Annotated in this window: 20 protein-coding genes; 11 read left to right on the top strand and 9 right to left on the bottom strand. The window is 67.4% G+C overall.

The features are described 5' to 3' along the window. Both CFB41_RS10105 and CFB41_RS10100 read right to left on the bottom strand, forming a co-directional pair. Positions 1-1,545, bottom strand: coding sequence for an NAD(P)H-hydrate dehydratase (locus CFB41_RS10105; protein ID WP_089456375.1), 1,545 nt, complete (start codon positions 1,543-1,545; stop codon positions 1-3). Between the two features lie 52 nt (positions 1,546-1,597). Then, entirely contained in the window at positions 1,598-2,899 is a 1,302-nt protein-coding gene (locus tag CFB41_RS10100) for an FAD-dependent oxidoreductase (protein ID WP_089456374.1), read from the bottom strand. A gap of 331 nt (positions 2,900-3,230) precedes the next feature. Here CFB41_RS10100 and purL point away from each other — a divergent pair, with 331 nt between their 5' ends. Further along, positions 3,231-7,295, top strand: a complete 4,065-nt coding sequence (purL, locus tag CFB41_RS10095) for a phosphoribosylformylglycinamidine synthase (protein WP_089456373.1) — start codon at positions 3,231-3,233, stop codon at positions 7,293-7,295. A gap of 5 nt (positions 7,296-7,300) precedes the next feature. Beyond that, positions 7,301-7,846 carry a GNAT family N-acetyltransferase gene (locus tag CFB41_RS10090; RefSeq protein ID WP_089456617.1) on the top strand — a complete coding sequence of 182 codons (546 nt, stop codon included), beginning with the start codon at positions 7,301-7,303 and terminating at the stop codon, positions 7,844-7,846. 175 nt (positions 7,847-8,021) lie between these two features. Here the strand turns inward: CFB41_RS10090 and CFB41_RS10085 are convergent, their stop codons facing one another. From CFB41_RS10085 to CFB41_RS10065, 5 genes are all read right to left on the bottom strand, one after another. Beyond that, entirely contained in the window at positions 8,022-8,804 is a 783-nt protein-coding gene (locus CFB41_RS10085) for a peptidylprolyl isomerase (RefSeq protein WP_069248208.1), read from the bottom strand. 18 nt (positions 8,805-8,822) lie between these two features. Then, complete coding sequence (locus CFB41_RS10080; protein WP_089440293.1) at positions 8,823-9,131, bottom strand: BolA family transcriptional regulator; 309 nt, start codon at positions 9,129-9,131, stop codon at positions 8,823-8,825. 1 nt (position 9,132) lies between these two features. Further along, positions 9,133-9,663 (bottom strand): septation protein A, encoded by a 531-nt coding sequence (locus CFB41_RS10075; RefSeq protein WP_011352350.1) that lies wholly within the window; start codon positions 9,661-9,663, stop codon positions 9,133-9,135. Positions 9,664-9,788: 125 nt separating this feature from the next. Next, complete coding sequence (msrB, locus tag CFB41_RS10070) at positions 9,789-10,220, bottom strand: peptide-methionine (R)-S-oxide reductase MsrB (RefSeq protein ID WP_089440292.1); 432 nt, start codon at positions 10,218-10,220, stop codon at positions 9,789-9,791. 44 nt (positions 10,221-10,264) lie between these two features. Next, on the bottom strand, positions 10,265-11,833 hold the full coding sequence (locus CFB41_RS10065; protein ID WP_089456372.1) for a YdiU family protein: 1,569 nt from the start codon (positions 11,831-11,833) through the stop codon (positions 10,265-10,267). Between the two features lie 146 nt (positions 11,834-11,979). Here CFB41_RS10065 and CFB41_RS10060 point away from each other — a divergent pair, with 146 nt between their 5' ends. The 5 genes from CFB41_RS10060 (at position 11,980) to CFB41_RS10040 (ending at position 19,457) form a co-directional block, all read left to right on the top strand. Next, a complete protein-coding gene (locus CFB41_RS10060) occupies positions 11,980-13,623 on the top strand; it encodes a 3-(methylthio)propionyl-CoA ligase (RefSeq protein WP_089456371.1) in 1,644 nt (547 codons plus the stop codon). 187 nt (positions 13,624-13,810) lie between these two features. Next, a complete protein-coding gene (locus tag CFB41_RS10055) occupies positions 13,811-15,895 on the top strand; it encodes a 3-hydroxyacyl-CoA dehydrogenase NAD-binding domain-containing protein (protein ID WP_089456370.1) in 2,085 nt (694 codons plus the stop codon). 40 nt (positions 15,896-15,935) lie between these two features. Continuing rightward, positions 15,936-16,568, top strand: a complete 633-nt coding sequence (gene pncA, locus CFB41_RS10050) for a bifunctional nicotinamidase/pyrazinamidase (protein ID WP_089456369.1) — start codon at positions 15,936-15,938, stop codon at positions 16,566-16,568. A gap of 48 nt (positions 16,569-16,616) precedes the next feature. Further along, entirely contained in the window at positions 16,617-17,795 is a 1,179-nt protein-coding gene (locus tag CFB41_RS10045) for an acetyl-CoA C-acyltransferase (protein ID WP_089456368.1), read from the top strand. 261 nt (positions 17,796-18,056) lie between these two features. Further along, positions 18,057-19,457 carry a GGDEF domain-containing protein gene (locus tag CFB41_RS10040; protein ID WP_089456367.1) on the top strand — a complete coding sequence of 467 codons (1,401 nt, stop codon included), beginning with the start codon at positions 18,057-18,059 and terminating at the stop codon, positions 19,455-19,457. A gap of 163 nt (positions 19,458-19,620) precedes the next feature. On the opposite strand, the gene CFB41_RS10035 is transcribed toward CFB41_RS10040, so the two are convergent. After that, the gene (locus tag CFB41_RS10035) at positions 19,621-21,765 is read right to left on the bottom strand and encodes a hypothetical protein (RefSeq protein WP_089456366.1); all 2,145 of its coding nucleotides are present in this window, start codon (positions 21,763-21,765) and stop codon (positions 19,621-19,623) included. A gap of 820 nt (positions 21,766-22,585) precedes the next feature. On the opposite strand from CFB41_RS10035, the gene CFB41_RS10030 reads away from it, so the two are divergent. Beyond that, complete coding sequence (locus CFB41_RS10030; RefSeq protein WP_089456616.1) at positions 22,586-23,116, top strand: isochorismatase family protein; 531 nt, start codon at positions 22,586-22,588, stop codon at positions 23,114-23,116. Between the two features lie 272 nt (positions 23,117-23,388). On the opposite strand, the gene CFB41_RS10025 is transcribed toward CFB41_RS10030, so the two are convergent. Then, positions 23,389-24,312 (bottom strand): recombination-associated protein RdgC, encoded by a 924-nt coding sequence (locus CFB41_RS10025; protein WP_089456365.1) that lies wholly within the window; start codon positions 24,310-24,312, stop codon positions 23,389-23,391. A gap of 29 nt (positions 24,313-24,341) precedes the next feature. On the opposite strand from CFB41_RS10025, the gene CFB41_RS10020 reads away from it, so the two are divergent. The 3 genes from CFB41_RS10020 to CFB41_RS10010 all read left to right on the top strand — a co-directional run bounded on the left by CFB41_RS10020 (position 24,342) and on the right by CFB41_RS10010 (position 25,619). Then, positions 24,342-24,647 (top strand): hypothetical protein, encoded by a 306-nt coding sequence (locus tag CFB41_RS10020; RefSeq protein ID WP_089456364.1) that lies wholly within the window; start codon positions 24,342-24,344, stop codon positions 24,645-24,647. 181 nt (positions 24,648-24,828) lie between these two features. After that, a complete protein-coding gene (locus CFB41_RS10015; RefSeq protein WP_011352339.1) occupies positions 24,829-25,143 on the top strand; it encodes a Dabb family protein in 315 nt (104 codons plus the stop codon). Then, positions 25,140-25,619, top strand: a complete 480-nt coding sequence (locus CFB41_RS10010; protein ID WP_046545900.1) for a PaaI family thioesterase — start codon at positions 25,140-25,142, stop codon at positions 25,617-25,619. Before CFB41_RS10015 ends, CFB41_RS10010 begins: the two co-directional genes overlap by 4 nt. The last annotated feature ends 174 nt before the right edge of the window (positions 25,620-25,793 follow it).

Raw genomic sequence — 25,793 nt, 5'->3', positions numbered from 1 at the left:
TTATGTGTCGGCGCGCGGCGACGCATAAAAAAGGCGATTGATCAGCGTGCGCACCATCGGCGCGAGTTCGCCGGCCGTGAGTCCGGCCGGGCCGGTGCCGTGTGCGGTCAGCGTGTCGGCCGCGAGGCCGTGCAGGTAGACGCCCGCGAGCGCTGCCTCGTACGGTGCGACGCGCTGCGCGAGCAACGCGCCGATCAGTCCGCCGAGTACGTCGCCGGTGCCGCCCGTCGCGAGCGCCGCATTGCCGGTCGGATTGATCGTCACGCGGCCGTCGGGCGCCGCAATCACCGTGCCCGAGCCTTTCAGCACGACGTTCGCCACATAGCGGGCCGCGAGCGCCTGCGCGGCCGCTACGCGGTCGCGCTGGATGGTCGCCGTGTCGCTGCCGAGCAACCGGGCGGCTTCGAGCGGATGCGGCGTCAGCACGCACGGATTGCCGCGCGTACCGCGCGTGGCGACGGCGGTCGCGAGATCGGCATGTGTCGCGACGAGGTTCAGCGCATCGGCATCGAGCAGCGTCGCGGCATCGTGTGCGAGCAGGTCGCGCACGAGCGTCGTCGCCGCCTCGCGCGTACCCAGCCCGCAGCCGGCCGCGATGGCGGTCATCGCGCCGAGATCGAGGCCGTCGGCCGGATGCAGCATCAGTTCGGGGAACGGCGGGTCGTACGGCGGCGCACCGGCGCCGAGGAAGCCGACGTGCACCTTGCCGGCACCGGCGAACAGCGCGGCGCGGGCGGCCAGGATCGGCGCACCGCACATGCCCGTGTCGCCGCCGAGCACGGCGACACTCCCGAACGTGCCCTTGTGCGACGCGAATGCGCGCGCGGGCAGCGCGGCGGCGAACCGCGCGGGCGCGTTCAGCACGATGGCCGGCGCCGCGGGCGGCGCGACGTCGAGCGAGGCGATGTCGATCTCGCCGGCGAGATCGCGGCCTTCGCCCGTGTAAAGGCCCGGTTTCGCGGCGATGAAGGTGAGCGTATGGGTAGCGGCGACGGCGACGCCCGCGCCGACGATCTGGCCCGTATCGCTGTCGAGCCCGCTCGGTACATCGAGGGCGAGCACCTGGCCGCCGCTGCGCGCATGCGCGGCGATGCGCTGGGCCTGCTCGGCGAATGCGCCGTCGAGCGCGCGGCCGAGACCGATGCCGAACAGCCCGTCGACGACCCATGCAAAGCCGTCCAGCGAAGCAGGCGGTGTGGCGGACAGCGGTATGCCGGCTGCGCGCGCGAGGCCGAGCGCCCATTGCGCGTCGTCCGGTTTCACCGGCACCGGCATCCACGCTTGCGTGGCGACGCCGAGCTGCTGGAGGTGAGCGGCGGCAACCAGCGCGTCACCGCCGTTGTTCCCCGGGCCGACCGCGAACCACACGGGACGGTCGTCGCCGGCCATGCGCTCGGACAGCCAGTGCGCGGCCGCGGCGCCGGCGCGGCCCATCAGCGTATGCGGCGGCAGCGCCGCCGCCGCGTCGGTTTCTGCCGTGCGCAGGTCGGTGACGCGCAGCAGCGCGATCGGATCGGAATCGGGGAGCGGGCGGGTAACGGTCATCGCGGGTTCGTGGCGGCTGGCTAGGTGGCCGCCGGGAGCGGGCCCGCGGCGGTCAGGTCGTGAAGCGCCCGGCGCGTAGCGCGGCGAGCGTGTCGGCGGGCCAGTGCTGCAAGTCGCCGCCCAGATAGTCGGTCACCACTTTAGCAGACCCGCATGCGAGCCCCCAGCCGGCCGGGCCGTGTCCGAAATTGACGAACACGCGCGGATGCGGGGTCGGACCGACGACCGGCAGGCCGTCCGGCGACAGCAACTGCGTGCCTTGCCACGACAACGCGGCCGAGATCCGCGCGGCGCCGGGCACCCAGTCGTGGACGGCCTGGCCGAGCAGCGCGAGCGCGGCCTCGGACAGCGGCTCGGCGAGCGGCTTCGCGGTATCGGGCAGGCTCTGCAGCACGGCGCCGCCGCCGACGCGCAGGCGCTGGTGCGTGCGCGTGATCGAGATCCGCTTGATCGAATCGATGACGTTCAAGTGCGGCGCGTGTTCTTCGTACGCGACGGGTGCGGTGAGCGTATGGACGCGCACCGGGTGCAGCGGCAGACGCCAGCCGAGCCGGTCGAGCAGCGGCAGGCTGCCGGCGCCGGCGGCGACCACGATCGCATCGGCGGAAATCACGTCGACCTCGCGTGCGTTCGACGCGCGCCGGTCGCCGGGCGGGACGAGCTCGACCGCGGCACGGCCGGTGTCGACGCGGATCGCGGCGACTTCCGCGCCGAAGCGGAACTGCACGCCATGTTCGTCGAGCGTCTGCTTGACCAGTTTCGCGAACAGCGGGCAATTGCCGGTGCGTTCGGTCTCGAGCAGCACGCCGCCGGCGAAGCCGGGTTCGGCCGGCACCGACGGTTCGAGCGTCGCGCATTCGTCGGCGGAGAGCAGGCGGTACGGCTGGTCGAGCGTGCGCAGCAGGTCGAGCGCCGGCTGCATCGCGTCCCAGTCGCGCGCATCGCGCACCACGTGCAGGATGCCGGGCTTCTGTTCGAATTCGAGTTCGAGGCGCGTCTCGATGTCGGCGAGCGTGTCGCGCGACGCATCGATCAGCGGGCGCAGCCGCGCGTACTGGGCGGCGAACGCGTCGGGTTCGCGCAGCGTGCCGAGCTGCTTGACGAAGCGGCGCACGCCGCCGTTGAAGCCCGGCTTGTAGACGATGCCGCTGTCGCGCGGCTGGCGCTGGCGCATGAAGGTCGGGCCGAACCAGACGTCGAGCGGGCTCGGCAGCAGCGCGCCGCCGTCGCCGTAGGTCGCACCCTGCGCGACGGTGGCGTGACGTTCGACCACGCACACGCGATGGCCGGCCGCGCGCAACTGGTAGGCGGTGGCGACGCCGCTGATTCCGCCGCCGATGACGATGACATCCATGGATTGCTTCGATGACGGGCGGCGCGCAGGCGCCGCCCGGTGAGAATTCGCTGAGGGCCCCGGCCCGGTGAACCCGGAATGATAGCGCCAAAATCGCGCGAACCGGCGCCGGGCGAGCACGGACCGTGCAGCCGCGCCACGGCCGCCGGCTGCCGCGCCCGCGCGGGGCGGCCCGGCGGGCGGGCTGTGCGCGGCGCGCACCTTGGCACCGTTGCGGTGCATGCACGCTACCGATTGGCCGGTCTGGGGCGACCGACTTCCGGGTATAATTACGGCCTTCCTTTCGCCCCACGTCGCCACCTCGCGCGACTCATCGACGTCAGTCCAGCCCATGGCTCACTTCTCGTGTTTTCCCGGCGCTTCGGCCCTCTCCGATTTCCGTCAAACCCGTCTGCTCGACACGCTCAAGCAAATCGACGCCAACATCGTCGCGGTGCGCGGGCAGTTCCTGCACTTCGTCAATGCGGCCGAGCCGCTGTCGGCCGACGACAGCGCGCGCATCGACGCGCTGATGCACTACGGCGCGCCGTTCGAGCCGGCGACCGAGAAGGGCACCGCCGAGACCTTCGTCGTGCTGCCGCGCTTCGGCACGGTCTCGCCGTGGGCGAGCAAGGCGACCGACATCGCGCAGCACTGCGGCCTCACGCAGGTCCGCCGCATCGAGCGCGGCGTCGAATTCACGGTCACGCTGAAGTCGGGCCTGCTCGGCGGCAAGAAGGCGCTGTCGGACGACGCGCGCGCAGCCGTGGCAGCCGCGCTGCATGACCGGATGACCGAAAGCGTGGTCGCGGCACGCGACGACGCGAAGCACCTGTTCGACGAACTGCCGGCCAAGCCGCTCGCGCGCGTCGACGTGCTGGGCGTCGGCCGCGGCGCGCTCGAGCGCGCGAACGTCGAGCTGGGCCTCGCGCTTGCCGACGACGAGATCGATTACCTGGTCGACGCGTTCCGCAAGCTCGAACGCAACCCGACCGACGTGGAACTGATGATGTTCGCGCAGGCGAACAGCGAGCACTGCCGCCACAAGATCTTCAACGCGCAGTGGACGATCGACGGTGAACCGCAGGACATGTCGCTGTTCGCGATGATCCGCAACACCGAGAAGCTGAACCCGCAGGGCACGATCGTCGCGTATTCGGACAACTCGTCGATCATGGTCGGCGCCGAAGCCGAACGCTGGTTCCCGCGCAACACAGGCGCGGCCGGCGAGCCGGGTGAACGCTATGGCCGCCACACCGAGCTCACGCACACGCTGATGAAGGTCGAGACGCACAACCACCCGACGGCGATCTCGCCGTTCCCGGGTGCGGCGACCGGCGCGGGCGGCGAGATCCGCGACGAAGGCGCGACGGGCCGCGGTGCGCGCCCCAAGGCCGGCCTCACGGGCTTCACCGTGTCGAACCTCGATCTGCCCGACGCACGCCAGTCGTGGGAAAACGCGCGCGACGCGGCCCAGCCCGTCGGCGAGCGCAACCCGAACGAGGCGCACGGCCCGTACGGCCGCCCCGACCGCATCGCGTCGCCGCTGCAGATCATGATCGACGGCCCGCTCGGCGGCGCCGCGTTCAACAACGAATTCGGTCGTCCGAACCTCGGCGGCTATTTCCGCGTGTACGAGCAGAACGTCGGCGGGAAGGTGCACGGCTATCACAAGCCGATCATGATCGCGGGCGGTCTCGGCAACATCGCCGACCAACATACGCACAAGCACGACGTGCCGGCCGGCTCGCTGCTGATCCAGATCGGCGGCCCGGGCATGCGCATCGGCATGGGCGGCGGCGCCGCGAGCTCGATGGCGACCGGTGCGAACACGGCCGAGCTCGACTTCGACTCGGTGCAGCGCGGCAACCCGGAAATCGAGCGTCGCGCCCAGGAAGTGATCAACGGCTGCTGGCAGCTCGGCGCGGAAAACCCGATCCTGAGCATCCACGACGTCGGCGCGGGCGGCCTGTCGAACGCGTTCCCCGAGATCGTCGACGGTGCGGGCAAGGGCGCGCGCTTCGAGCTGCGCAAGGTCGCGCTCGAGGAATCTGGCCTGTCGCCGCGCGAAATCTGGTCGAACGAAGCGCAGGAGCGCTACGTGCTGGCGATCGCGCCGGCCGACCTGCCGCGCTTCGAGGCGATCTGTGCCCGCGAGCGCTGCCCGTTCGCGGTGGTCGGTGTCGCGACCGATGAGCGCCAGCTGAAGCTCGTCGACGACGAAGGGACGGGCGCCGACGAATACCCGGTCGACATGCCGATGGAAGTGCTGCTGGGCAAGCCTCCGCGCATGCATCGCGACGTCACGCGCGTGACGACCGAGCGTGCGCCGGTCGACGTGACGGGCATCGCATTGTCGGCGGTCGCGGTCGACGTGCTGAAGCACCCGACGGTCGGCAGCAAGTCGTTCCTGATCACGATCGGCGACCGCTCGGTCGGCGGCACGTCGGTGCGTGACCAGATGGTCGGCCCGTGGCAAGTGCCGGTGGCCGACTGCGCGGTCACCGCGCTCGACTACGCGGGCTTCAAGGGCGAGGCGATGACGATGGCCGAGCGCACGCCGCTCGCCGTGATCAATGCACCGGCATCGGGCCGCATGGCGGTCGGCGAGGCGATCACGAACATCGCGAGCGCGCCGATCGCGGCGCTCGACAAGCTGAAGCTGTCGGCGAACTGGATGGCGGCATGCGGCACGGCCGGCGAGGACGCCGCGCTGTTCGACACGGTCAAGGCGATCGGCATGGAGCTGTGCCCGGCGCTCGGGATCGGCATCCCGGTCGGCAAGGATTCGCTGTCGATGAAGACGAAGTGGGACGAGCAGGGCGTCGCGAAGGAAGTGGTGTCGCCGGTGTCGCTGATCATCTCCGCGTTCGCGCCGGTCGAGGACGTGCGCCGTCACCTGACGCCGCAACTGCGCCGCATCGCCGACGCGGGCGACAGCGTGCTGATCGCGATCGATCTCGGCCGCGGCAAGAACCGGATGGGCGGCAGCATCTTCGCACAGGTCACGCAGCAGGTCGGCGACACGACGCCGGACGTCGACGATGCGGAAGACCTGAAGCGCTTCTTCAACGCGATCCAGTCGCTCAATGCGCAAGACAAGCTGCTGGCATACCACGACCGCTCGGACGGCGGCCTGTGGGCGACGGTGTGCGAAATGGCGTTCGCGGGCCACGCGGGCGTGTCGCTGAACGTCGACATGCTGACGCTCGACCCGAATCACGAATCCGACTATGGCGACGCGAAGGACTGGGCGAAGCAGACGAGCGGCCGCCGCGAGGATCGCACGCTGCGCGCGCTGTTCTCCGAGGAACTCGGCGCTGTCGTGCAGGTGCGTGCGACCGATCGCGACGCGGTGCTCGGCGTGCTGCGCGAGTTCGGCCTGTCGGCGTGCTCGCACGTGATCGGCTCGGTCAACGATCGCGACGTGATCGAGGTGTACCGCGACGCGAAGAAGATCTTCGACGCACCGCGCACCGAACTCCATCGCGCATGGAGCGAAGTGAGCTGGCGCATCGCGCGCCTGCGCGACAACCCCGCGTGTGCGGATGCCGAATACGACGCACTGCTCGACGCGGCCGATCCGGGCATCTCGCCGGTGCTGAGCTTCGATCCGGCCGACGACATCGCCGCGCCGTTCATCGCGACGGGCGCACGGCCGCGCGTCGCGATCCTGCGCGAGCAGGGCGTGAACTCGCATCTGGAAACGGCCTACGCGTTCGACCGCGCGGGCTTCGATGCACACGACGTGCACATGAGCGACCTGCTCGCCGGCCGTGCCACGCTCGCCGATTTCGCGGGTGCGGTCGCATGCGGCGGCTTCTCGTACGGTGACGTACTGGGCGCGGGCGAAGGCTGGGCGAAGACGATCCGCTTCAACGCGAACCTTGCCGACATGTTCTCGGCCTTCTTCGCACGTCCCGACACGTTCGCGCTCGGCATCTGCAACGGCTGCCAGATGCTGTCGAGCCTTGCGTCGATGATCCCGGGCGCGGAGGCGTGGCCGAAGTTCACGCGCAACAAGTCCGAGCAGTTCGAGGCGCGCTTCTCGTTCGTCGAAGTGGAGAAGTCGCCGTCGATCTTCTTCGCGGGGATGGAAGGTTCGCGGATTCCGGTCGCGGTCGCGCACGGCGAAGGCTATGCGGACTTCTCGCAGCAGGGCGACATCGATCGCGTCGCGGTCGCGATGCGTTTCGTCGATCACCGCGGCGAAGCGACCGAGCGTTATCCGTTTAACCCGAATGGCTCGCCGGCCGGCATCACGTCGGTCACGACGGCCGACGGGCGCTTCTCGGTGCTGATGCCGCACATGGAGCGCGTGCATCGCACGGTCGCGATGAGCTGGCACCCGGAAAGCTGGGGTGAAGCGAGCCCGTGGATGCGCGTGTTCCGCAACGCGCGCCGCTGGATCGGCTGATCGGGATGATGTTCGACCCGAACGCGCCGGTCGAGGTCGTCACGCTGCGCGATGAGCGTGCCAGCGAGGCCGACGCGATCGGCCGCGTGATCGTCGCCGCGTTCGCGGGCGAGCCGGAAGCCGGCCAGTTCGAACGGCGGATCGTCGATACGCTGCGGGCGGACGGTGCGTTGAGCGTCTCGCTCGTCGCGGAGCGCGACGGCCGCCTGATCGGGCACGTTGCGTTCTCGCCGGTGTCGATCGGTGGCGAACCGTCCGGCAGCCAGGGCTGGTACGGGCTGGCGCCGCTCGCGGTGCTGCCCGACTGCCAGCGGCAGAGCATCGGTGCGGGACTGGTGCGCACGGGGCTCGACGCGTTGCGCCGGCTTGGCGCGCGCGGTTGCGTGCTGCTCGGCGAACCCGCGTACTACACGCGGTTCGGCTTTGCGCCATCCGGCGACATCGTGTTCCCGGGCGTACCGCCCGAGTATTTCCTCGCGCTGTCGCTCGACGCTTCGGCGCCGCGGCCGTCGGGTGAAGTTCGCTATCACGACGTGTTCTATCCCGCGTAGCCTGTTGCGTGGGCGGTGCGCGTGAATCCGGCACGGGAAAGGCCGCTCTTCGGAGCGGCCTTTTTCATTTGCCGGGCTGCAAGCGCATCGTGACGCGTCTGCAGGCAGGGTGCGCGGGCAATAAAAAAGCCGCTCCGAAGAGCGGCTTTCGATACGCGTGCGGTGCGTGCTGGCGTTACTTGACAGTGGCTTGCTGGCGCAGACCTTCCTCGAACGCCTGCAGCTTCTGCTGCACGAGCTGTTGCGCGATTTGCGCCTTCACCTGCTCGAGCGGCGGCGGGGCGATGTCGCGGATATCGTCGACGCGGATGATGTGCCAGCCGAACTGGGTCTTCACCGGCGTGTCGGTCATCTGGCCTTTCTGCAGCTTCTGCGCGGCCGCCGCGAATTCCGGCACGTACGCCTTCGGGTCGGACCAGTCGAGATCGCCACCGTTCTTGCCCGAACCCGGATCCTTCGAGTATTGCTTCGCGAGATCCTCGAACTTCGCGCCGGCCTTGATCTTCGCGATCAGGTCCTTCGCCTGCTGCTCGTCGCTGACGAGGATGTGATGCAGGTGGTATTCGCGATTGCCGCCGGCGCCCTTGACGAGGTCGTCGTAACGCGCCTTCACTTCGGCGTCGGTCGGCTGGTTCTTCTTCAGGAAGCTCTCGATCATCGAGCGCAGCACGACGGTCTGCTGCGCGACGGCGACCTGCGCCTTCACGTCCGGACGGTTCGGGATGCCTTCACGGATCGCTTCCTGCATCAGGATTTCGCGGTTCACGAGTTCCTGGCGCACGGCCTGCTGCAGTTGCGGGCTGTCGGTCTGGCCTTGCTGGACGAGCTGAGCCACCATCGCGTCGGCGCGCGACTTCGGAATCGGCGTGCCGTTGACGACGGCGATGTTCTGGGCAAATGCCGGTGCCGCTGCAAAAGCAGCCGCCGCGACCCACAGGCGGGGGGATTTCAGGATCATCGGGAATTCCTAATGAGACTAGATTGAAGATTCGTTGAATTCTTCGGGCGTGTAAGCCACGATCGCGAGCGCGTGAATGCCGCGCTGCATCGCATCAGCGAGCGCATCATACACCAGCCGGTGCCGCGCGACGCGCGGCTTGCCCGCGAAGGCGGACGACACGATCGTGACCGTGAAATGGCCGCCGGCGGACGCGCCGGCGTGGCCCGCGTGCTGTGCGCTGTCGTCGCGCACGGTGAGCGACAGCGGGGCGAGCGCCGCGGTGAGGCGCGCTTCGATCAGCGCGATGCGCTCGTCGGGCGACGCGTGGAGAAAGGCGTCCGTCATGTCACTCGTCCTTCAGGTATTTCGTGAGCCACAGGCTCTGCAGGATGATGAATACGACCATCGCGCCTGTCGTGCCGAACAGCTTGAAGTTCACCCATTGCGATTCGGTGAAGTTGTGCACCACGTACAGGTTCGCGACACCGAGCACCGCGAAGAACAGCGCCCAGGCGACGTTCAGCTTGTCCCACACCGGGTGCGGCAGCGTGAGCTGCTTGCCCATCATCTTCTCGATCAGGTTGTTGCCGAACGCATAGCGCGCGGCGAGCAGCCCGATCGCAAACAGCCAGTACAGCACAGTCGGTTTCCATTGAATGAATTTCTCGTCATGCAGGACGAGGGTGGCGCCACCGAAAACGACGATCACGCCGAGGCTGACCCACAGCATCGTGTCGACCTTCCGGTGCCGGAACGCAACCCAGGCGACCTGGGCCAGCGTCGCGACGATCGCGACGGCGGTGGCGGTAAAGATGCCCCAGACCTTGAAGGCGGCAAAAAACAGGATGATCGGAAACAGATCGAACAGGAATTTCATGGCGCTCGCAGCTGCGTGAAAGGCCGCTTGCGCGGCCTTTCACCGTTGTAGGGACCCGCCAGGCACCGCCGGAGCGGATCGGGGCGGTGGCGCGAGGGGCGCCCCGCGGATCCGCCCGGCGCCGCTCATTCGTTTTCGGGTCGAGACTCGAAGTTTAACGCAGCCGAATTGATGCAGTACCGCAAACCGGTCTTGTCGCGCGGGCCGTCCTCGAAGACGTGGCCCAGATGCGCGCCGCAGTGGTTGCAGCGCACCTCGACGCGCACCATCCCGTGCGAGTAGTCGACCTTTTCGTCGATCACCTCGCCGTTGAGCGGCTTGAAGTAGCTGGGCCAGCCGCAGCCCGAGTGGAACTTGGCGCCGGATTCGAACAGCGGCGTGCTGCAGACGACGCATTTGTAGATGCCGTCGTCTTCGGTGTCGGTGTATTCGCCGGTGAAGGCGCGCTCGGTCGCCGCATGCTGCGTGACTTCGTACTGCATCGGCGTGAGCCGGCGGCGCAGCTCGGCGTCGTCCTTCTGGTACGGGAAGGTCTTGTCGTCGGAATCGTGGGACATGTGGGGTTCTCCTGATCGGTCGGTCGATACGCGCGGGTCGGGGCTCAGGACGAGCAGCTCACTTCGAGCGACCCGGCCCAGTCGGGCGGCAACGCCGCGTACGCTTCATGCTCCGGTTGTTCGTCGAATGGGCGGCGCAGGATCTGCGCGAGCCGCTCGACTTCCGAAAAATCCTTTTCCTTCGCGCGCCGGATCGCGACTTCGGCCAGATGGTTGCGCAACACGTATTTCGGGTTCGCGCGGTTCATCGCGGCGGCACGTGCCGCGTCGTCGCGTGTTTCCTCGGACAGCCGCGCACGGTAGAGGTTCGCCCACGCATCGAACGCGTCGCGGTCGATGAACAGGTCGCGCACGGGCGCGTCGCGGCTCGCGTCGTGCTTCGAGATCTGCGCGAGCCGGCGGAACGTCAGCGTGAAATCCGCGTGGCTCGCGTGCATCGTCTCGAGCAGCTGGTTCGCGAGCTCGGCATCGTTCTCGCGTTCGACCGCCAGGCCGAGCTTCGCGCGCATCGCACGTTCGAGCGCGGGGCCGAAACGTTCCGGAAATTTCGCGAGCACGGCCTGCGCGTCCTCCACCGCACGTTCGGCGCGCGCATCGTCGTCGGCGATGCCGTGTTGCAGGCCGATCAGCGGCAGCAGCGCCTGCGCGAGGCAATAGCAGTTCCAGTGCGCGATGCGCGGCTGCATCCGGTATGCGTAGCGGCCGCTCGTATCCGAGTGGTTGCAGATGTGGTTCGCGTCGAACGCGTCGACGAAGCCGAACGGGCCGTAGTCGATCGTCACGCCGAGGATCGACATGTTGTCGGTGTTCATCACGCCGTGGCAGAAGCCGACGGCCTGCCACTGCGCGACGAGGTCGGCCGTGCGCAGCGTCGCGGCCTCGAGCAGCGCGAGGTACGGATCGTCGGCGCGGCGGCAATCCGGATAGAAGCGGTCGATCACGTGATCGGCGAGCTGGCGCAGCAGGTCGGGGCGATCGTTCGAGAAGAAGTGCTCGAAGTGGCCGAAGCGCACGAAGCTTTCCGACACGCGCGTGACGACGGCCGACGTCTCGATCTCCTCGCGTACCACCGGCTGGTCGGAACCGATCACCGTCAGGGCGCGCGTGGTCGGGATGCCGAGATGATGCATCGCTTCCGAGCACAGGAATTCGCGGATCGACGAGCGCAGCACCGCGCGGCCGTCACCCATGCGCGAGTAAGGCGTGCGGCCGCTGCCTTTCAGCTGCAGCTCGTAGCGGCGGCCGTCCGTGCCGGTGCGCTCGCCGATCGTCAGCGCGCGGCCGTCGCCGAGCTGACCGGCCCACACGCCGAACTGGTGGCCGGAATACACCGCTGCATACGGCATCGCATGCGCGGGCCAGTCGCGCGTCGGGTTGCCGGCGAACAGGTCGGCGAAGCCGGGCTGCGCGGCGATCGACGGCGGCAGGTCGAGCAGTTGCGCGACTTCGCCGGAAAAGCCGACGACATACGGCGCGGCAAGCGGTGCGGCCGGCAGCCGCGTATGAAACGCGTCGCCGAGCGTGACGAACGCGCCGGTGGCGGGCTCGCCGAGCGTGGCGGCGAGGTCGGGGAGGGTGTCAGCCGGATCGGCTGCGCTTCGGGAAAACGACATGTTGAGCGCCTCTGGGTAAGCCGATATTGTAAGGCGGCGCCGCGCCGCCCGCATGGTGGCCCGCGCACCGTGCGCCAGGCCCGTCCGGGGCCGCTGACGGGCGCGCCGCAGAGGCACCGATTCGCATCCTCACGGAGAACAAGACGATGGGTAAGCCGTTGCTGGGCCAGATGATGGACATGCCGTTGCTGGTGTCCTCGCTGATTTCTCACGCCGCGCGCCACGCCGGCGATACGGAGATCGTGTCGAAGCGCGTGGAAGGCGACCTGCATCGCTACACGTACCGCGATTGCGAACGCCGCGCGAAGCAGTTGGCGCAGGCCCTCACGCGGCTTGGCGTCGAAACCGGCGATCGCGTCGGTACGCTGGCGTGGAACGGCTACCGGCATCTGGAAGCGTATTACGGGATCGGCGGGATGGGTGCCGTGTGCCACACGATCAACCCGCGCCTGTTTCCCGAGCAGATCGCGTACATCGTCAATCACGCGGAAGACCGCTACGTCTTCTTCGACATCAATTTCGCGCCGCTCGTCGAGGCCATCGCGCCGCAATGCCCGCACGTGAAGGGCTGGGTCGCGATGACGGACGCCGCGCACCTGCCGTCCGGCACGACGCCGTTCCTCTGCTACGAAACGCTCGTCGAAGCGGAGGATGGCCGCTACGACTGGCCGCGCCTAGACGAGCAGCAGGCGTCGGGGCTGTGCTACACGTCGGGCACGACCGGCAACCCGAAGGGCGTGCTGTATTCGCACCGCTCGACCGTGCTGCACGCGTACGGCGCCGCGCTGCCCGACGCGATGAACCTGTCCGCGATGGACGCCGTGCTGCCCGTCGTGCCGATGTTCCACGTCAACGCATGGGGGCTGCCGTACGCGGTGCCGCTCACGGGCGGCAAGCTGGTGCTGCCCGGCAAGGATCTCGACGGGAAATCGCTGTACGAGCTGATGGAAGCGGAGCGCGTGACGTTCTCCGCGGGCGTGCCGACCGTGTGGCTCGGCCTGCTCAACTACATGCGCGAGGCCGGTGTGCGCTTCTCGACGCTGAACCGCACGGTGATCGGCGGCTCCGCGTGCCCGCCCGCGATGCTGCGCACCTTCGAGGACGAATACGGCGTCCGCGTGATCCACGCATGGGGGATGACCGAACTGTCGCCGCTCGGCACGCTCGCGAAGCTCAACTGGGCGCAGTCGCAGCGGCCGCTCGACGCGCAGCGCAAGCTGCTCGAGAAGCAGGGGCGCGTGATCTGCGGCGTCGACATGCGCATCGTCGGCGAGGACGGCCACGAACTGCCGTGGGACGGCGTCGCGTTCGGCGAACTGCAGGTGCGCGGGCCGTGGGTGATCGATCACTACTTTCGCGGCGAGTCGTCGCCGCTGTCGGACGGCTGGTTCCCGACCGGCGACGTCGCGACGATCGACCCCGACGGCTTCCTGCAGATCACCGATCGCAGCAAGGACGTGATCAAGTCGGGCGGCGAGTGGATCAGCTCGATCGACATCGAGAACGTCGCGATCGCGCACCCGGGCGTTGCCGAGGCCGCCTGCATCGCCTGTGCGCATCCGAAATGGACCGAGCGCCCGCTGCTCGTCGTGGTGCCGCGCGAAGGGGCGAACCTGAGCCGCGACGCGCTGCTCGCGTTCTACGAAGGCAAGGTCGCGAAATGGTGGATTCCCGACGACGTCGTGTTCGTCGAATCGCTGCCGCACACCGCGACCGGCAAGCTGCAGAAGCTGAAGCTGCGCGAGACGTTCCGCGATTACGTGTTGCCGACGGCGGTCTGCGAGCCGTGACGCCGGCCCGGGCCGAAAGCGGCTCGTGAGGCGGTCGCCCGATCCGTCCCCGGATCAGGAGCAAAATTCAAATTGAACGACCGTGCTTTTTCGTTGTATGCTGCCTCCGTTCATCAGGACATGCGGCTGTTCGACCGCGCACAATGAAGCGCAGCCACCCCGGCGCGCGATGCATGGAGGCAGGCAGATGGCAGTGGATTACTCGACTCGCGACGGCGTGGCCGTCCTTACGCTCAACAATCCGCCCGTCAACGGGCTCGGCCTGTCGACCCGTCAGGGCGTCATGGACGCGCTCGATCGCGCCGCGCAGGATCCGTCGGTGACAGCCATCGTGCTGACCGGCGCGGGACGCGCATTCTCGGGCGGCGCCGACATCACCGAATTCAACACGCCGAAGGCGCTGCAGGAGCCGACGCTGCACACCGTGATCCGCGCGGTGGAGGCGAGCGCGAAGCCCGTCGTCGCGGCGCTGCACAGCGTCGTGATGGGCGGCGGCCTCGAGCTTGCGCTCGGCGCGCACTATCGCGTCGCGGCGCCGGGCGCGCAGGTCGCGCTGCCCGAAGTGAAGCTCGGCCTGCTGCCGGGCGCCGGCGGCACGCAGCGCCTGCCGCGTGCGGTGGGGCTCGAAACCGCGCTGAACATGATCGTGTCGGGCGCGCCCGTACCGTCGGAGCAGTTGGCGAAGAGCGGGCTGTTCGACGAAATGGCAGACGGCGACCTGCTCGACGCGGCCGTCGCATTCGCTGCCAAGGTCGGCGCGCAGAAGGGGCCGCATCCGCGCGTGCGCGATCGCAAGATCGTCCATGAGAACGCCGCCGGCTTCATCCAGTTCGCGCGCAATTCCGCGAAGGCCGCCGCACCGAATTTCCCCGCGCCGCACAAATGTATCGACGCGATCGAGGCCGGCGTGCTGCACGGCTTCGACAAGGGCAGCGTGGCCGAGCGTGAGGGGTTCGTCGCGTTGATGATGACGCCGGAAAGCCGCGCGCTGCGGCACGCGTTCTTCGGCGAGCGTGCCGCGAGCAAGATTCCCGACGTGCCGGCCGATACGCCGCTGCGCGAGATTCGCCGCGTCGGCGTGATCGGCGCGGGCACGATGGGCGGCGGGATCGCGATGAACTTCATCAACGCCGGGTTGCCCGTCACGCTGCTCGAGACGAAACAGGAAGCGCTCGAGCGCGGCGTCGCGACGATCCGCAAGAACTACGACGCGCAGGTGAAGAAGGGCAAGCTCACGCAGGAGAAGCTCGACGCGCGCATGGCGCTGATCACGCCGACGCTGTCCTATGACGACCTGAAGGACGCCGACCTGATCGTCGAGGCCGTGTTCGAGGAGCTCGGCGTGAAGGAGCAGGTGTTCAAGAAGCTCGACGAAGTCGCGAAGGCGGGCGCGATCCTCGCGTCGAACACGTCGACGCTCGACGTCGACAAGATCGCGGCGTTCACGAAGCGTCCGCAGGACGTCGTCGGCATGCACTTCTTCAGCCCGGCGAACGTGATGAAGCTGCTCGAGGTCGTGCGCGGCGCGCAGACCGCGAAGGACGTGCTCGCCACCGTGATGGCCGTCGCGAAGAAGATCCGCAAGACGGCGGTCGTGTCGGGTGTGTGCGACGGCTTCATCGGCAACCGGATGATCGAGCAGTACATCCGCCAGGCGCTGTTCATGCTCGAGGAAGGCGCGCTGCCCGCGCAGGTCGATCGCGCGATCGAGAAATTCGGTTTCGCGATGGGCCCGTTCCGGATGAGCGACCTCGCCGGCAACGACATCGGCTGGGCGATCCGCAAGCGCCGCTACGTCGAGCAGCCCGATCTCCATTACTCGAAGATCGCCGACCGCCTGTGCGAGCAGGGCCGCTTCGGCCAGAAGACGGGCGCCGGCTGGTACGACTACGTGCCGGGCGATCGCAAGGCGAAGCCGTCGTCGCTCGTCGACGAGATGGTCGTCGCGTATTCGAAGGAGCGCGGTGTCGAGCGTCGCAAGATCGGCGACGACGAGATCGTCGAACGGCTCGTGTTCGCGCTCGTCAACGAAGGCGCGAAGATTCTCGAGGAGAAGATCGCGTCGAAGGCGTCCGACATCGACATGGTTTACCTGACCGGCTATGGCTTCCCGCTGTGGCGCGGCGGCCCGATGCTGTACGCAGACGTGGTCGGCCTCTACAACGTCGAGCGCGCGATTCGCCGCTATGCGGCGGCACCGAACGGCGACGCATGGCAGCTCGCGCCGTCGATCGCGGAACTCGCGAAGGCCGGCCGCGGGTTCAACGGCTGACGCGCCGGATCGCGGCGCGACGCACACCCGGAGAAATGCAATGAAACGCACCGACGACGTACTGCTCGTGATCGACGTGCAATACGACTTCATGCCGGGCGGCGCGCTCGCGGTGCCGGACGGCGACGCGGTCGTGCCGGTGATCAACGCGCTCGCGCAACGCTTCGACCAGGTCGTGCTGACGCAGGACTGGCACCCGCGCGAACACGTGTCGTTCGCGGCGAATCACCCGGGCCGCGCACCGTTCTCCACGCTCGCGCTGCCGTACGGCGAGCAGGTGCTGTGGCCCGTGCATTGCGTGCAGGACACCGACGGCGCGGCGTTGCATCGCGATCTCGACATCCCGCACGCGCGGCTCGTGATCCGCAAGGGCGGCGACGCGCAGGTCGACAGCTATTCCGCGTTCGTCGAAGCCGACCGCACGACGCGCACCGGGCTCGCGGGCTATCTGCGCGAGCTCGGCGCGAAGCGCGTGTGGTGCTGCGGGCTCGCGACCGACTATTGCGTCGCGTGGTCGGCGCTCGATGCGCGCGCGGCCGGTTTCGAAGCCGCGGTGATCAACGATGCGTGCCGCGCGATCGACCTGAACGGGTCGCTCGCCCACGCATGGCAGCAGATGCAGGCAGCGGGCGTCGCGCATGTGACATCCGCGGGCGCGCGCCCGGCGGCGTAGCGCAATTCCCCATCCGATTCAGGTGAAGCAGGACCGAAGGAGACTCGCATGACCGAAGCCGTAATCGTATCGACCGCCCGCACGCCGCTGGCGAAATCCTGGCGCGGTGCATTCAACATGACGCACGGCGCGACGCTCGGCGGCCACGCGGTCGCGGCCGCTGTCGAGCGCGCGAAGCTCGACCCCGCACGCGTCGAGGACGTGATCATGGGGTGCGCGAACCCCGAAGGCGCGACCGGCGCGAACATCGCGCGGCAGATCGCATTGCGCGCGGGGCTGCCCGTGACGGTGCCGGGGATGACGGTGAACCGTTTCTGCTCGTCCGGGCTGCAGACCATCGCGCTGGCCGCGCAGCGGATCATCGCGGGCGAAGGCGACGTGTATGTCGCGGGCGGCGTCGAATCGATCTCGTGCGTGCAGAACGAGATGAACCACCACATGATCCAGGAAGGCTGGCTCGTCCAGCACAAGCCCGAGATCTACTGGAACATGCTGCAGACGGCCGAGAACGTCGCGAAGCGCTACGGCATCTCGAAGGAGCGGCAGGACGAGTACGGCGTGCAGTCGCAACTGCGCGCCGCGGCCGCACAGGAAGCCGGGCGTTTCCGTGACGAGATCGTGCCGATCACCGTGCTCGCGGGCGTGGCCGACAAGGCGACGGGCCGTCTGTTCACGAAGGAAGTGACGGTCTCGGCTGACGAAGGGATCCGCCCCGACACGACGCTCGAAGGCGTATCGAAGATCCGGTCGGCCGTGCCGGGTGGCGTGATCACCGCGGGCAACGCGAGCCAGTTCTCGGACGGTGCGTCGGCCTGCGTCGTGATGAGCGCCGACGCCGCGCAGCGCGACGGGCTGCAGCCGCTCGGCGTGTTCCGCGGGTTCGCGGTGGCCGGTTGCGAGCCGGACGAGATGGGCATCGGCCCCGTGTTCGCGGTGCCGAAGCTGCTGAAGCAGGCAGGGCTGAAGGTCGACGATATCGGCCTGTGGGAACTGAACGAAGCGTTCGCGGTGCAGGTGCTGTACTGCCGCGGCACGCTCGGGATTCCTGAGGATCGTCTGAACGTGAACGGCGGCGCGATCGCGGTCGGCCATCCGTACGGCGTATCGGGCGCACGCCTGACCGGCCATGCGCTGATCGAAGGCAAGCGGCGCGGCGTGAAGTACGCGGTCGTCACGATGTGCATCGGCGGCGGGCAGGGCGCGGCCGGCCTGTTCGAAATCCTCTGATCTTTGACACGGAGCGGCCGCGGTTTCGCTTCGGCGAGACAGGCGGCCGCGACGCGAATCGGCGCGACTGATCCGCCATTCGAAACAATCGGGAAGCAACAGGCATGCGCCCGGCAATGCCGTTTCCCCTTACTTGTCAAACGAATTGCCCCACCTATACTTGCTCTGACATTTGCCTTTCGGCACGATGGGCCGGATCGTGCGCCATGCGATCCGTGCCGCGAAGGTTCGAACCAACGCAGCAGACCGACCGGGGACCGAATGAGTACGACCTATGCAGCCGGGGAACCGCCGCGCGTCGTCAGCGCGGCCGCAAGGCTCTACGCGAAATGCCTGCTGGTCGGATTCGCGTTGCTGCCCGCCTATCTGATCGCCTATCTGTGGTTCTTCAGCGACCCGCGCGTCGTGTTCGAGAACCACGCGTTCCATGAAATCGCGATCGCCGCCGCCACCCTCGAAGGCGCGTTCGTCACCTACGTGACGTGGGTCTGCTACCGGTCGTCCGGCGAGCCGCTGCTGCGCTGGCTGACACTGGGCTTTCTCGGCTTCGCGATGATCTATGCGCTGCACGGTGCGTTCACCGGGATGGCGCATCACAACATCTGGCTGTTCCTGCTGTACGGGCCCGCGTCGCGGCTCGTGATGTCGATCCTGCTGCTCACGGGCCTGCTGTCGTATTCGCGTCCACCCGATCGCCTCGAGAAGCGCACGAGCGTGCGCACGTGGCTGCCGTGGATCGTGTTCTTCGTGATCGTCAACGTGGTCGTGGCGTACATCGCGTATTCGCCGGTCGCGGGCGCACCGGGCACGCGGCTGTCGATGGAAGGCGGCGCGCTCGTGTTCTCGCTGCTGAACGTCGCCGTGCTGCTCGCGCGACGGATCCGCTCGCCGCTGATGGTGATCTACGGTGTGTCGATCATGGCGTTCGCGCTGTCGTCGCTCGCGTTCATTCTCGGCAAGCCGTGGAATCACATGTGGTGGCTCGCGCATGCGATTTTTGCCGGCGGCTTCTTCCTGCTCAGCTACGGTGTCGTGCAGGCGCTGCAGACGACGCGGTCGTTCTCGGCGATCTACAGCCAGGAAGACCTGATGAGCCGGCTGTCGGAATCGATGGCGCGCACCGAGAGCGCGCTGCAGGAGCTGCGGCGCACGAACCAGAAGCTCGAATACATGGCCGCGACCGATCCGATGACGGGCGCGTCGAACCGCCGGCAATTCATCGCACAGGTCGAGCGCGAGATGGTGCGGGCCGAGCGCGATGGCACGCCGTTCTGCCTGCTCGCGCTCGATCTCGACAATTTCAAGAACATCAACGATGCGTACGGGCATCAGATCGGCGACGAGGTGCTGCGCGGCGTCGTGCGCCAGTGCCTCGATGCGATCCGGCCCGCGGGCGGCCTGGCACGGGTCGGCGGCGAGGAGTTCATGGCGCTGCTGCCGGACATGCCGCTCGAAGGCGCGCGGATGACGGCCGAACGCGTACGCTCGTCGATCGCGAGTTCGCCGTTCGGGCTCGATTTCAAGCGCGTGCAGGTGACGGTCAGTGTCGGCGTCGCGCAATACGGGGCCGACGGCAGCACGGTCGATGCGTTGCTGCGCGCGGTCGACGAACGGTTGTACCAGGCCAAGCGGGAAGGGCGGAACCGGGTCGTGGCGCGGTGATACGGGTTCGCGCGGCACACGGGCGCTGGTGAACGGACGCGCACCATTCGGCCGCGCGGGCGTACAGCGGCTGTGTCCAGCGCCTCGATCTCCGACGAAGCCCCGAAGGCGGTCACGCCGCCGGGGCTTTTGCATGTCCGGTCAGCACGCGACCGGCGACGCGCTACCGCGCTGCCAGCGCCGCCGCGCTTTGTTTCGGCTGCGCATCCTGCATCCGCTGCGACGCCTGCCACCAGTAGTTGCCCGCGCGCTGCTGCGGGTCGCGGATCGCGAGATACGTCGTACTCCAGAGCTGTGCCGCGTTCGCTTCGGTGGCGTCCGCACTGCGCGTGCCGAATGCATCGGTCTGGTACTTGCCGTTCACGTACGACCACGTCCACATCTCCGACGTGCGCATGTCGCGCCCGTTCGAGATCACCTGCCAGATCGTCTGCCGCGCCTGCGTGAGCAGCGAGCGTGTCGCGGCCGACAGGTCCTGGCGAGCGAGCTGGCGATCGAGCCCGGCCACCCACATCGCCTGCTGCCACGACCAGATCACCGTGCCGTGATACGCGGAACTGGTGAACTTCGGCCACAGCGCCTGGCTTGCATACGCAGGATTCGCGATCAGCATCCCGGCATCGGTCACGAGCCCGGTCGGGAACGGCCGCGTGACGTCGGTGACGATCCGCTGAAGCTCGTCGTCCGGCGGCGTGCCGAACAGCAGCGCGAAGCCACCGTCCGAATTCATCACCGGAATCGGGTTGCCCTGCTGATCGAGCGACAGCGCGTAGAACGCCAGCGGCGTGCCCGGTGCGGCGCCGGCCGGCACGCCCGCGGACGGCGCATAGGCCGACACGTCGGTGGCTGCCTGTGCGGCCGGCACGCTGACCTGGAACAGCGGCGGCGCCTGCGTTTCCCACGTGGCCGCCTGGTTCGCCGTGTTGGCGAGCGTCGCGCGCTGCCCGGCATCCAGATACGGATCGAGCAGGCCGTGTGTGAGGAACGCGTTCGCGGCACGCAACGCGGCCGGCACGAGCACCGCGTTGACGTCATACGGATAGACGCCGCCGCCGAGCCCGTCGGTGCTGTCGCGCCAGTTGCCGACGATCTCGCCGGGTCGCAGGTGGATCAGGTTCGCGACCGTCGGCTGCTGCACGAACGGCTGCGCGGTCGTCGCGACGTGCAGCAGGTTGACGACCAGGCGGCTGCCCAGGGTCTGCCCGTCGCTGCCGCGCTGCGCGAGATAGGCAGCCGCGCGGGCCTGGCCGCGCGTATCGTCGATCAGCCACGCGGCCGCGATCGGCGCGAGCAGGTAGTCGCTGTCGATCATCTTGTAGTCGTAGGTCGGCGTCGAATCGTTCGGCCGCCCGTTCTTCTGGTTGTCGACGAGGGCGAATTCGCCGATCCCTTCCTCGTGCGCGACCTTGCCGTCTGTCGACAGCCGGCTCAGCACCGACGACAGGCCGGCCTCGATCGCCGCGGGTTCGAGCACGGGCATCAGCATGCGTACCGAGATCAGCGTGTCGCGGCCGAAGTAGGTGTCGTACTGCCACGAGCCGGCCAGCAGCTTGTCGTGGAAGCTCAGGAATTCGAGCACGTTCTGGCTCACCGGGTCGGGGTTCACCGAGGGCGCGAGCAGGTCGGCGTGCGTGATCGGCGACAACGGCGTCTCGCCCGACAGCGCATCGACATGCAGCCGCAGCGTGTGCGAGCCCGCCGGCGCGCTCAGGACGAGCTTGCCGCCCGCTGCCGGCGTGATGCTGCCGCCGTCGCGCAGCGTGATGCGCAGTGAATAGCCGGGCGCGCCGTCGATCCGGTCGCGTTGCCATTGCGCGGCGCTGCCCTGAACCGTCGGCGCGGTGAGGATCTGCTGCGGAATCGTGGCGCCGCCGTTGAAGTCGCGCAGGAAGCGCACGTTGCTGAGCACGCCCTGGCGGATCGTCAGTGTGTTGGTGTCCACCGACACGTCGGCGCCGATGCCGTACAGCGGACGGCCATGCGTGTCGGGTGCCGATAGCGCGGACGGCGGCGTGTCGAGGCTCCAGTTCACCGGCTGCGCGGTGTCGTCGAACCACAGCCCGGTGCCGCTGTTGCCGGCGGGGAAGACCACGAGCAGGCGCGGCTTCGTCGACGAGCGCACGAGCAGGTGTGCGGCGACGTTGTCCTGCCGGTAGAACGCGTTGATCTGGCCGCCGGTGTCCATGCGGAACGACAGTGCGGCGTTGTTCGACGGCGGGTTGCTCGATTTGACGTCGTCGTCATTGCAGGCCGCGAGCAGGCCGGCGCAGATGAATCCGAGACACAGCGACTTCGCAAGGCGATGCATGTTGATGTCCCTCCTGATGACTGGCGATTTTTATGAGAATTATCGAATGAGTGGGTGCTCGATCTGCTTCATCCGGTATTGCGGAATTCCTGGGGAATTCAGAATTAATCCAGGCGTACTTCGGGGGCGAATTGAACGCGAAATAACCGGTTGGCGGTTAATGCCGGAATTGAAAACAAAAGGAGGTGCTGCCCCGGCCAGGCATGAAAGACTTCTTTGCTGACGTTCCGGCGCTGTGCCGACATGGGTGTGCGCGAAGTGAAAAACGAAACGTAAGCTGTCGTAGGGGATTCTAAAGTTCGGATAAATTCGAAGTCAATAATGATTTTATGGTTTTCGAATAATGCTCCGGAATGAGGTCGCAATTATTGCTTGTCGGACCGGTAAAATGTGCGAATTCATGTGGAAATAGAGACGTGTTGATTGTCGAGTTAAGTGAAAATCGATTGGCAATCGATGTCGGTATGGGTGATTGATTCCGAACCGGGATTGAATCGTGGCGGTTTGCCTGTCGCCGTGTCTCGGGCGGTGCAAACGAAGCCGTGGAATGTGGTGGATTCGGCAATACGGAGGGGTGAGCAACCGGCGTTCCTGCGACCGGGCTGGCGCGTGACTCCGTGAATCGGGCTCCATGCGATCGCGCCAGCGGTGTCGGCAAGTTTGGTAGGCTTGGGAACCGCTTCCGCTTACCGAATTGCCGCAGTCGGTCATTGATGCGATTCGATATTCGTCGTTTGCGGGGATGACGATCTTGCGACAGAGCGACTTTTCAGCGATGGCCGATGTTGGTTGGCGTCGCCTTCACTCCGGAGAATGCGCCGTGCTGCACGTGCTTGACGATTCAGTGGTCGTATTGGTTGATTTTCAGACGCGGCTGATGCCGGTGATTCACGAAGGGGCATCGGTCGTCACGCAGGCTGTCCGACTTGCCCGTATTGCGCAGATACTCGGGGTGCCGGTGACGGGTACCGAGCAGAGCCCCGTCCAGTTGGGCCGGAACGTACCGGAGATCAAGGAGCTGTGCTCCAGCACCGTCGTCAAGGATCATTTCGACGCATGCGCGGAGGGTCTGGTCGATGCATTGCCGGCCGGGCGCAACAGCGTCATGGTCGCCGGTTGCGAGGCGCACGTGTGCGTGTTGCAAACAGCGCTCGGGCTGTTGCGCAGCGGCCGCAAAGTCACGGTGGTCAGCGATGCCGTGGGGTCGCGCAGGACGATCGACCGGGACGCGGGGATCGCCCGGCTCGGGGCGGCGGGAGTGCAAATCGCGACGGTCGAGATGATCGGGTTCGAATGGCTGGGCTCCAGCCGGCATCCGCGTTTTCGCGATGTGCTGAGCCTGATCAAGTGAGTCGCGGCGCGCGTGCGCTGACGGAAACCGTGTTTCGGGAGCCGGATGCGTGAATCCCGGGATGTCGGCGCACTGGCGCCGTCAGGTTTGGCAGGCTAGGTGCCGGCGGTCGTGGGCGGAATCCTCGTGTCGGCGGGCGACACGGAGAAGAATCGTGCGCGAGCGCCTGGTCGCAGCCCTCCGACAGCGCGACGACAGTTCTCGTCGAACTGTCGCGCCGGCTCGAAACCTCGCCGTCGTTGGGGGCGAGGTTTCTCGGCCGCCGGCGGAGCTCAGGCCGCTGCCGCCTGATGCGCCGAGTCGCGCTGCTCACCACCCAGGATATCGATGAGGCTGGCCAACATCCGCGCCAGTTCACCGGTCATCAGCGTGACATCCGAGTCGAAGCGTTCATCGTCGTTCTGCGCGGTCGGATCCGCCGCTTCCTTGATCACGTCGAGCGGCGTCACGCGCTTGATCGTCAGCGACGGCGTCAGCACGAAGGAGATCCGGTTGTCCCAGGTCATCGCCAGGCGCATGCATTGTTTGCCGGCCTCGATGTGCCGGCGCATGTCGTTCGCTTCCAGTGCGTGGCCGACATATCGCACCGTGGCGCCGCCTTCGCCGCTCGAGCGCAATTCGGCGTCCTGATCCACTGTGAATCCGCCCGGCGCCTCGCCGGACAACAGCCAATCCGTCATCGCGGCGACCGGCGAACGCACCACCTGAACACCGGCGAGCGGCAACTGATCGATCGATTTGACGAGCAGGCCGCGAACGTCGTCGGCAACAGCCTGTGAAGCCGCATCGATGACGAGCCAGCCGTTCACCGTATCGATCCACACGCGGGTATCGCGCTGAATGGTGAACGCACGCGGGAGCAGTTCGTCGGTCACCTGCTCCTTGAGTTCGCGCATCTGCTTTCGCCCGACCTTGAAGCCCTGCTGCTCCTCGATTTCAAGCGCGCGTGCCTTGGTCACCTGAGTGACGACCGACGCCGGAAGCAGCTTCTTCTCGGCACGAAACGTCAGCAACATCTGCCGGTTGATCGAATACACGAGTGCGCCGTCGTCACGCGGCGACGCCCATCCGTGGCTCTGCATCTCGACGCTGGTGCCCGGCTGAAACGCGTGGGGCGCCAGCCATTTTTCCATCTGATCGGGGGTAACGGCCCAAGGTGCCGGAAGACGATGAAGCTGAAGGTTCTTGAACCACATAGGAGTACGGGCAAAGCGTACCATTCTATATGACGGTGATGCTTCGGGTGCGGATTCGGTTGTTCGAGGTGACGGTCCGATCGTTGATCGATGTCGTGTTGAGTAGGGGGGGCATCGCTCGCCAAATTCGCCACGGAACGGGAGCCGCGCCCTGCTCGAAAAGTTGCTTTGCCTTCGCCGATAGCAACGCGATTCTCCGTCCCGGCAATGCTGTACTTGTACCGGCAGAGCCTGGCGCCGGACAGTTGCACCAGCAGATCCAGCCCATCGAAGTCGGCAAGTTTGGTAGGCTTGTCGTCTGCCTTCGCTGGTCGGAACTTGATGGCATCAAGTGACACGGTGAACAAGCGGGAATCGCCTTCGGGTGATCGAAACGATACCCGCTTTGTCACCCGCATCTCGCTCGGCCGGATGCCACTTCCGGCGAACGCAAGCGAACGGTGAAAGGGCGTAAGATGCCCGATTGGCAAGGGTGACAGGCAAGTCGCCGAACCGGAACGAACAGGAGCAACCGAAGTGATCCGTCATATCGTCATGTGGAAGTTGAAAGAATCGGCCGAAGGCGCGACGCGCGCACAGAACGCGCTGAAGCTGAAGGAAAAGCTCGAAGGCTGTCGCGATCTCGTGCCGGGCACGCTGCAGATCGACGTCGGCGTGGCGACGCCGGGCCTCGATGCAACCGCCGACATCGTGCTCGTGTCCGATTTCGCGGACAAGGCCGCACTCGATGCCTACCAGGTGCATCCGGTTCACCAGGAAGTGAAGAAATTCGTCGTCGCGGTGGCCGAATCGCGCGAGTGCGTCGACTACATCGTCGACAGCCCACGATGAGCGACGCGGCAACCCCGACGGACGGCCCGTCGATCGAAAGCCCGTTCGTCGACATGCTCGGCGTGCAGCTCGTGTCCGCGAAAGACGGCGCAAGCGAGATTGTGCTGCCGCTCGAAGAGCGGCACATGAACACGTGGAGCATCGCGCACGGCGGCGTGACGATGACGCTCGCGGACATCGCGCTCGCGATGGCCGCACGCAGCCTGACCGACGACGGTATCGGCGTCGTCACGGTCGAGATGAAGGTGAACTTCATGCAGCCGGGGCGCGGTGAGCTGCGCGCTTACGGGCGCGTGATGCATCGCTCGACGACGATGGCCTACTGCGAAGGCGAAGTGCGCGACAGCGACGGCAATTTCGTCGCGAAGGCGCTCGGCACGTTCAAGTACATGCGGCGGCTCGCGGTGGGCCGCGACATCAAGCGGCAACGTTCGCGCACCGCGCCGGACGCCCAGCCCGGCCCGAGCGACGCGTAAGCGCCCGGACGCACGGCGGCCCGGCCTCTTCACAGGCCGGGCCGTTTTGTTTTGCGGCATGCATCGCCCACCGCCCACCGCGGCATGTCGCAACGCACGGCGCATCACGCCCGCCGGACCCGCGCATGGCATCATGCACGCTTGTCCGTTCACGGTGCCCCGCAGGCGCCGTCC

Source organism: Burkholderia sp. AU33803 (assembly GCF_002223095.1).
Classification (GTDB): Bacteria; Pseudomonadota; Gammaproteobacteria; order Burkholderiales; family Burkholderiaceae; genus Burkholderia.
The sequence above is the reverse complement of the archived record's forward strand: the minus strand, read 5'-3'. Positions and strand labels throughout refer to the sequence as shown.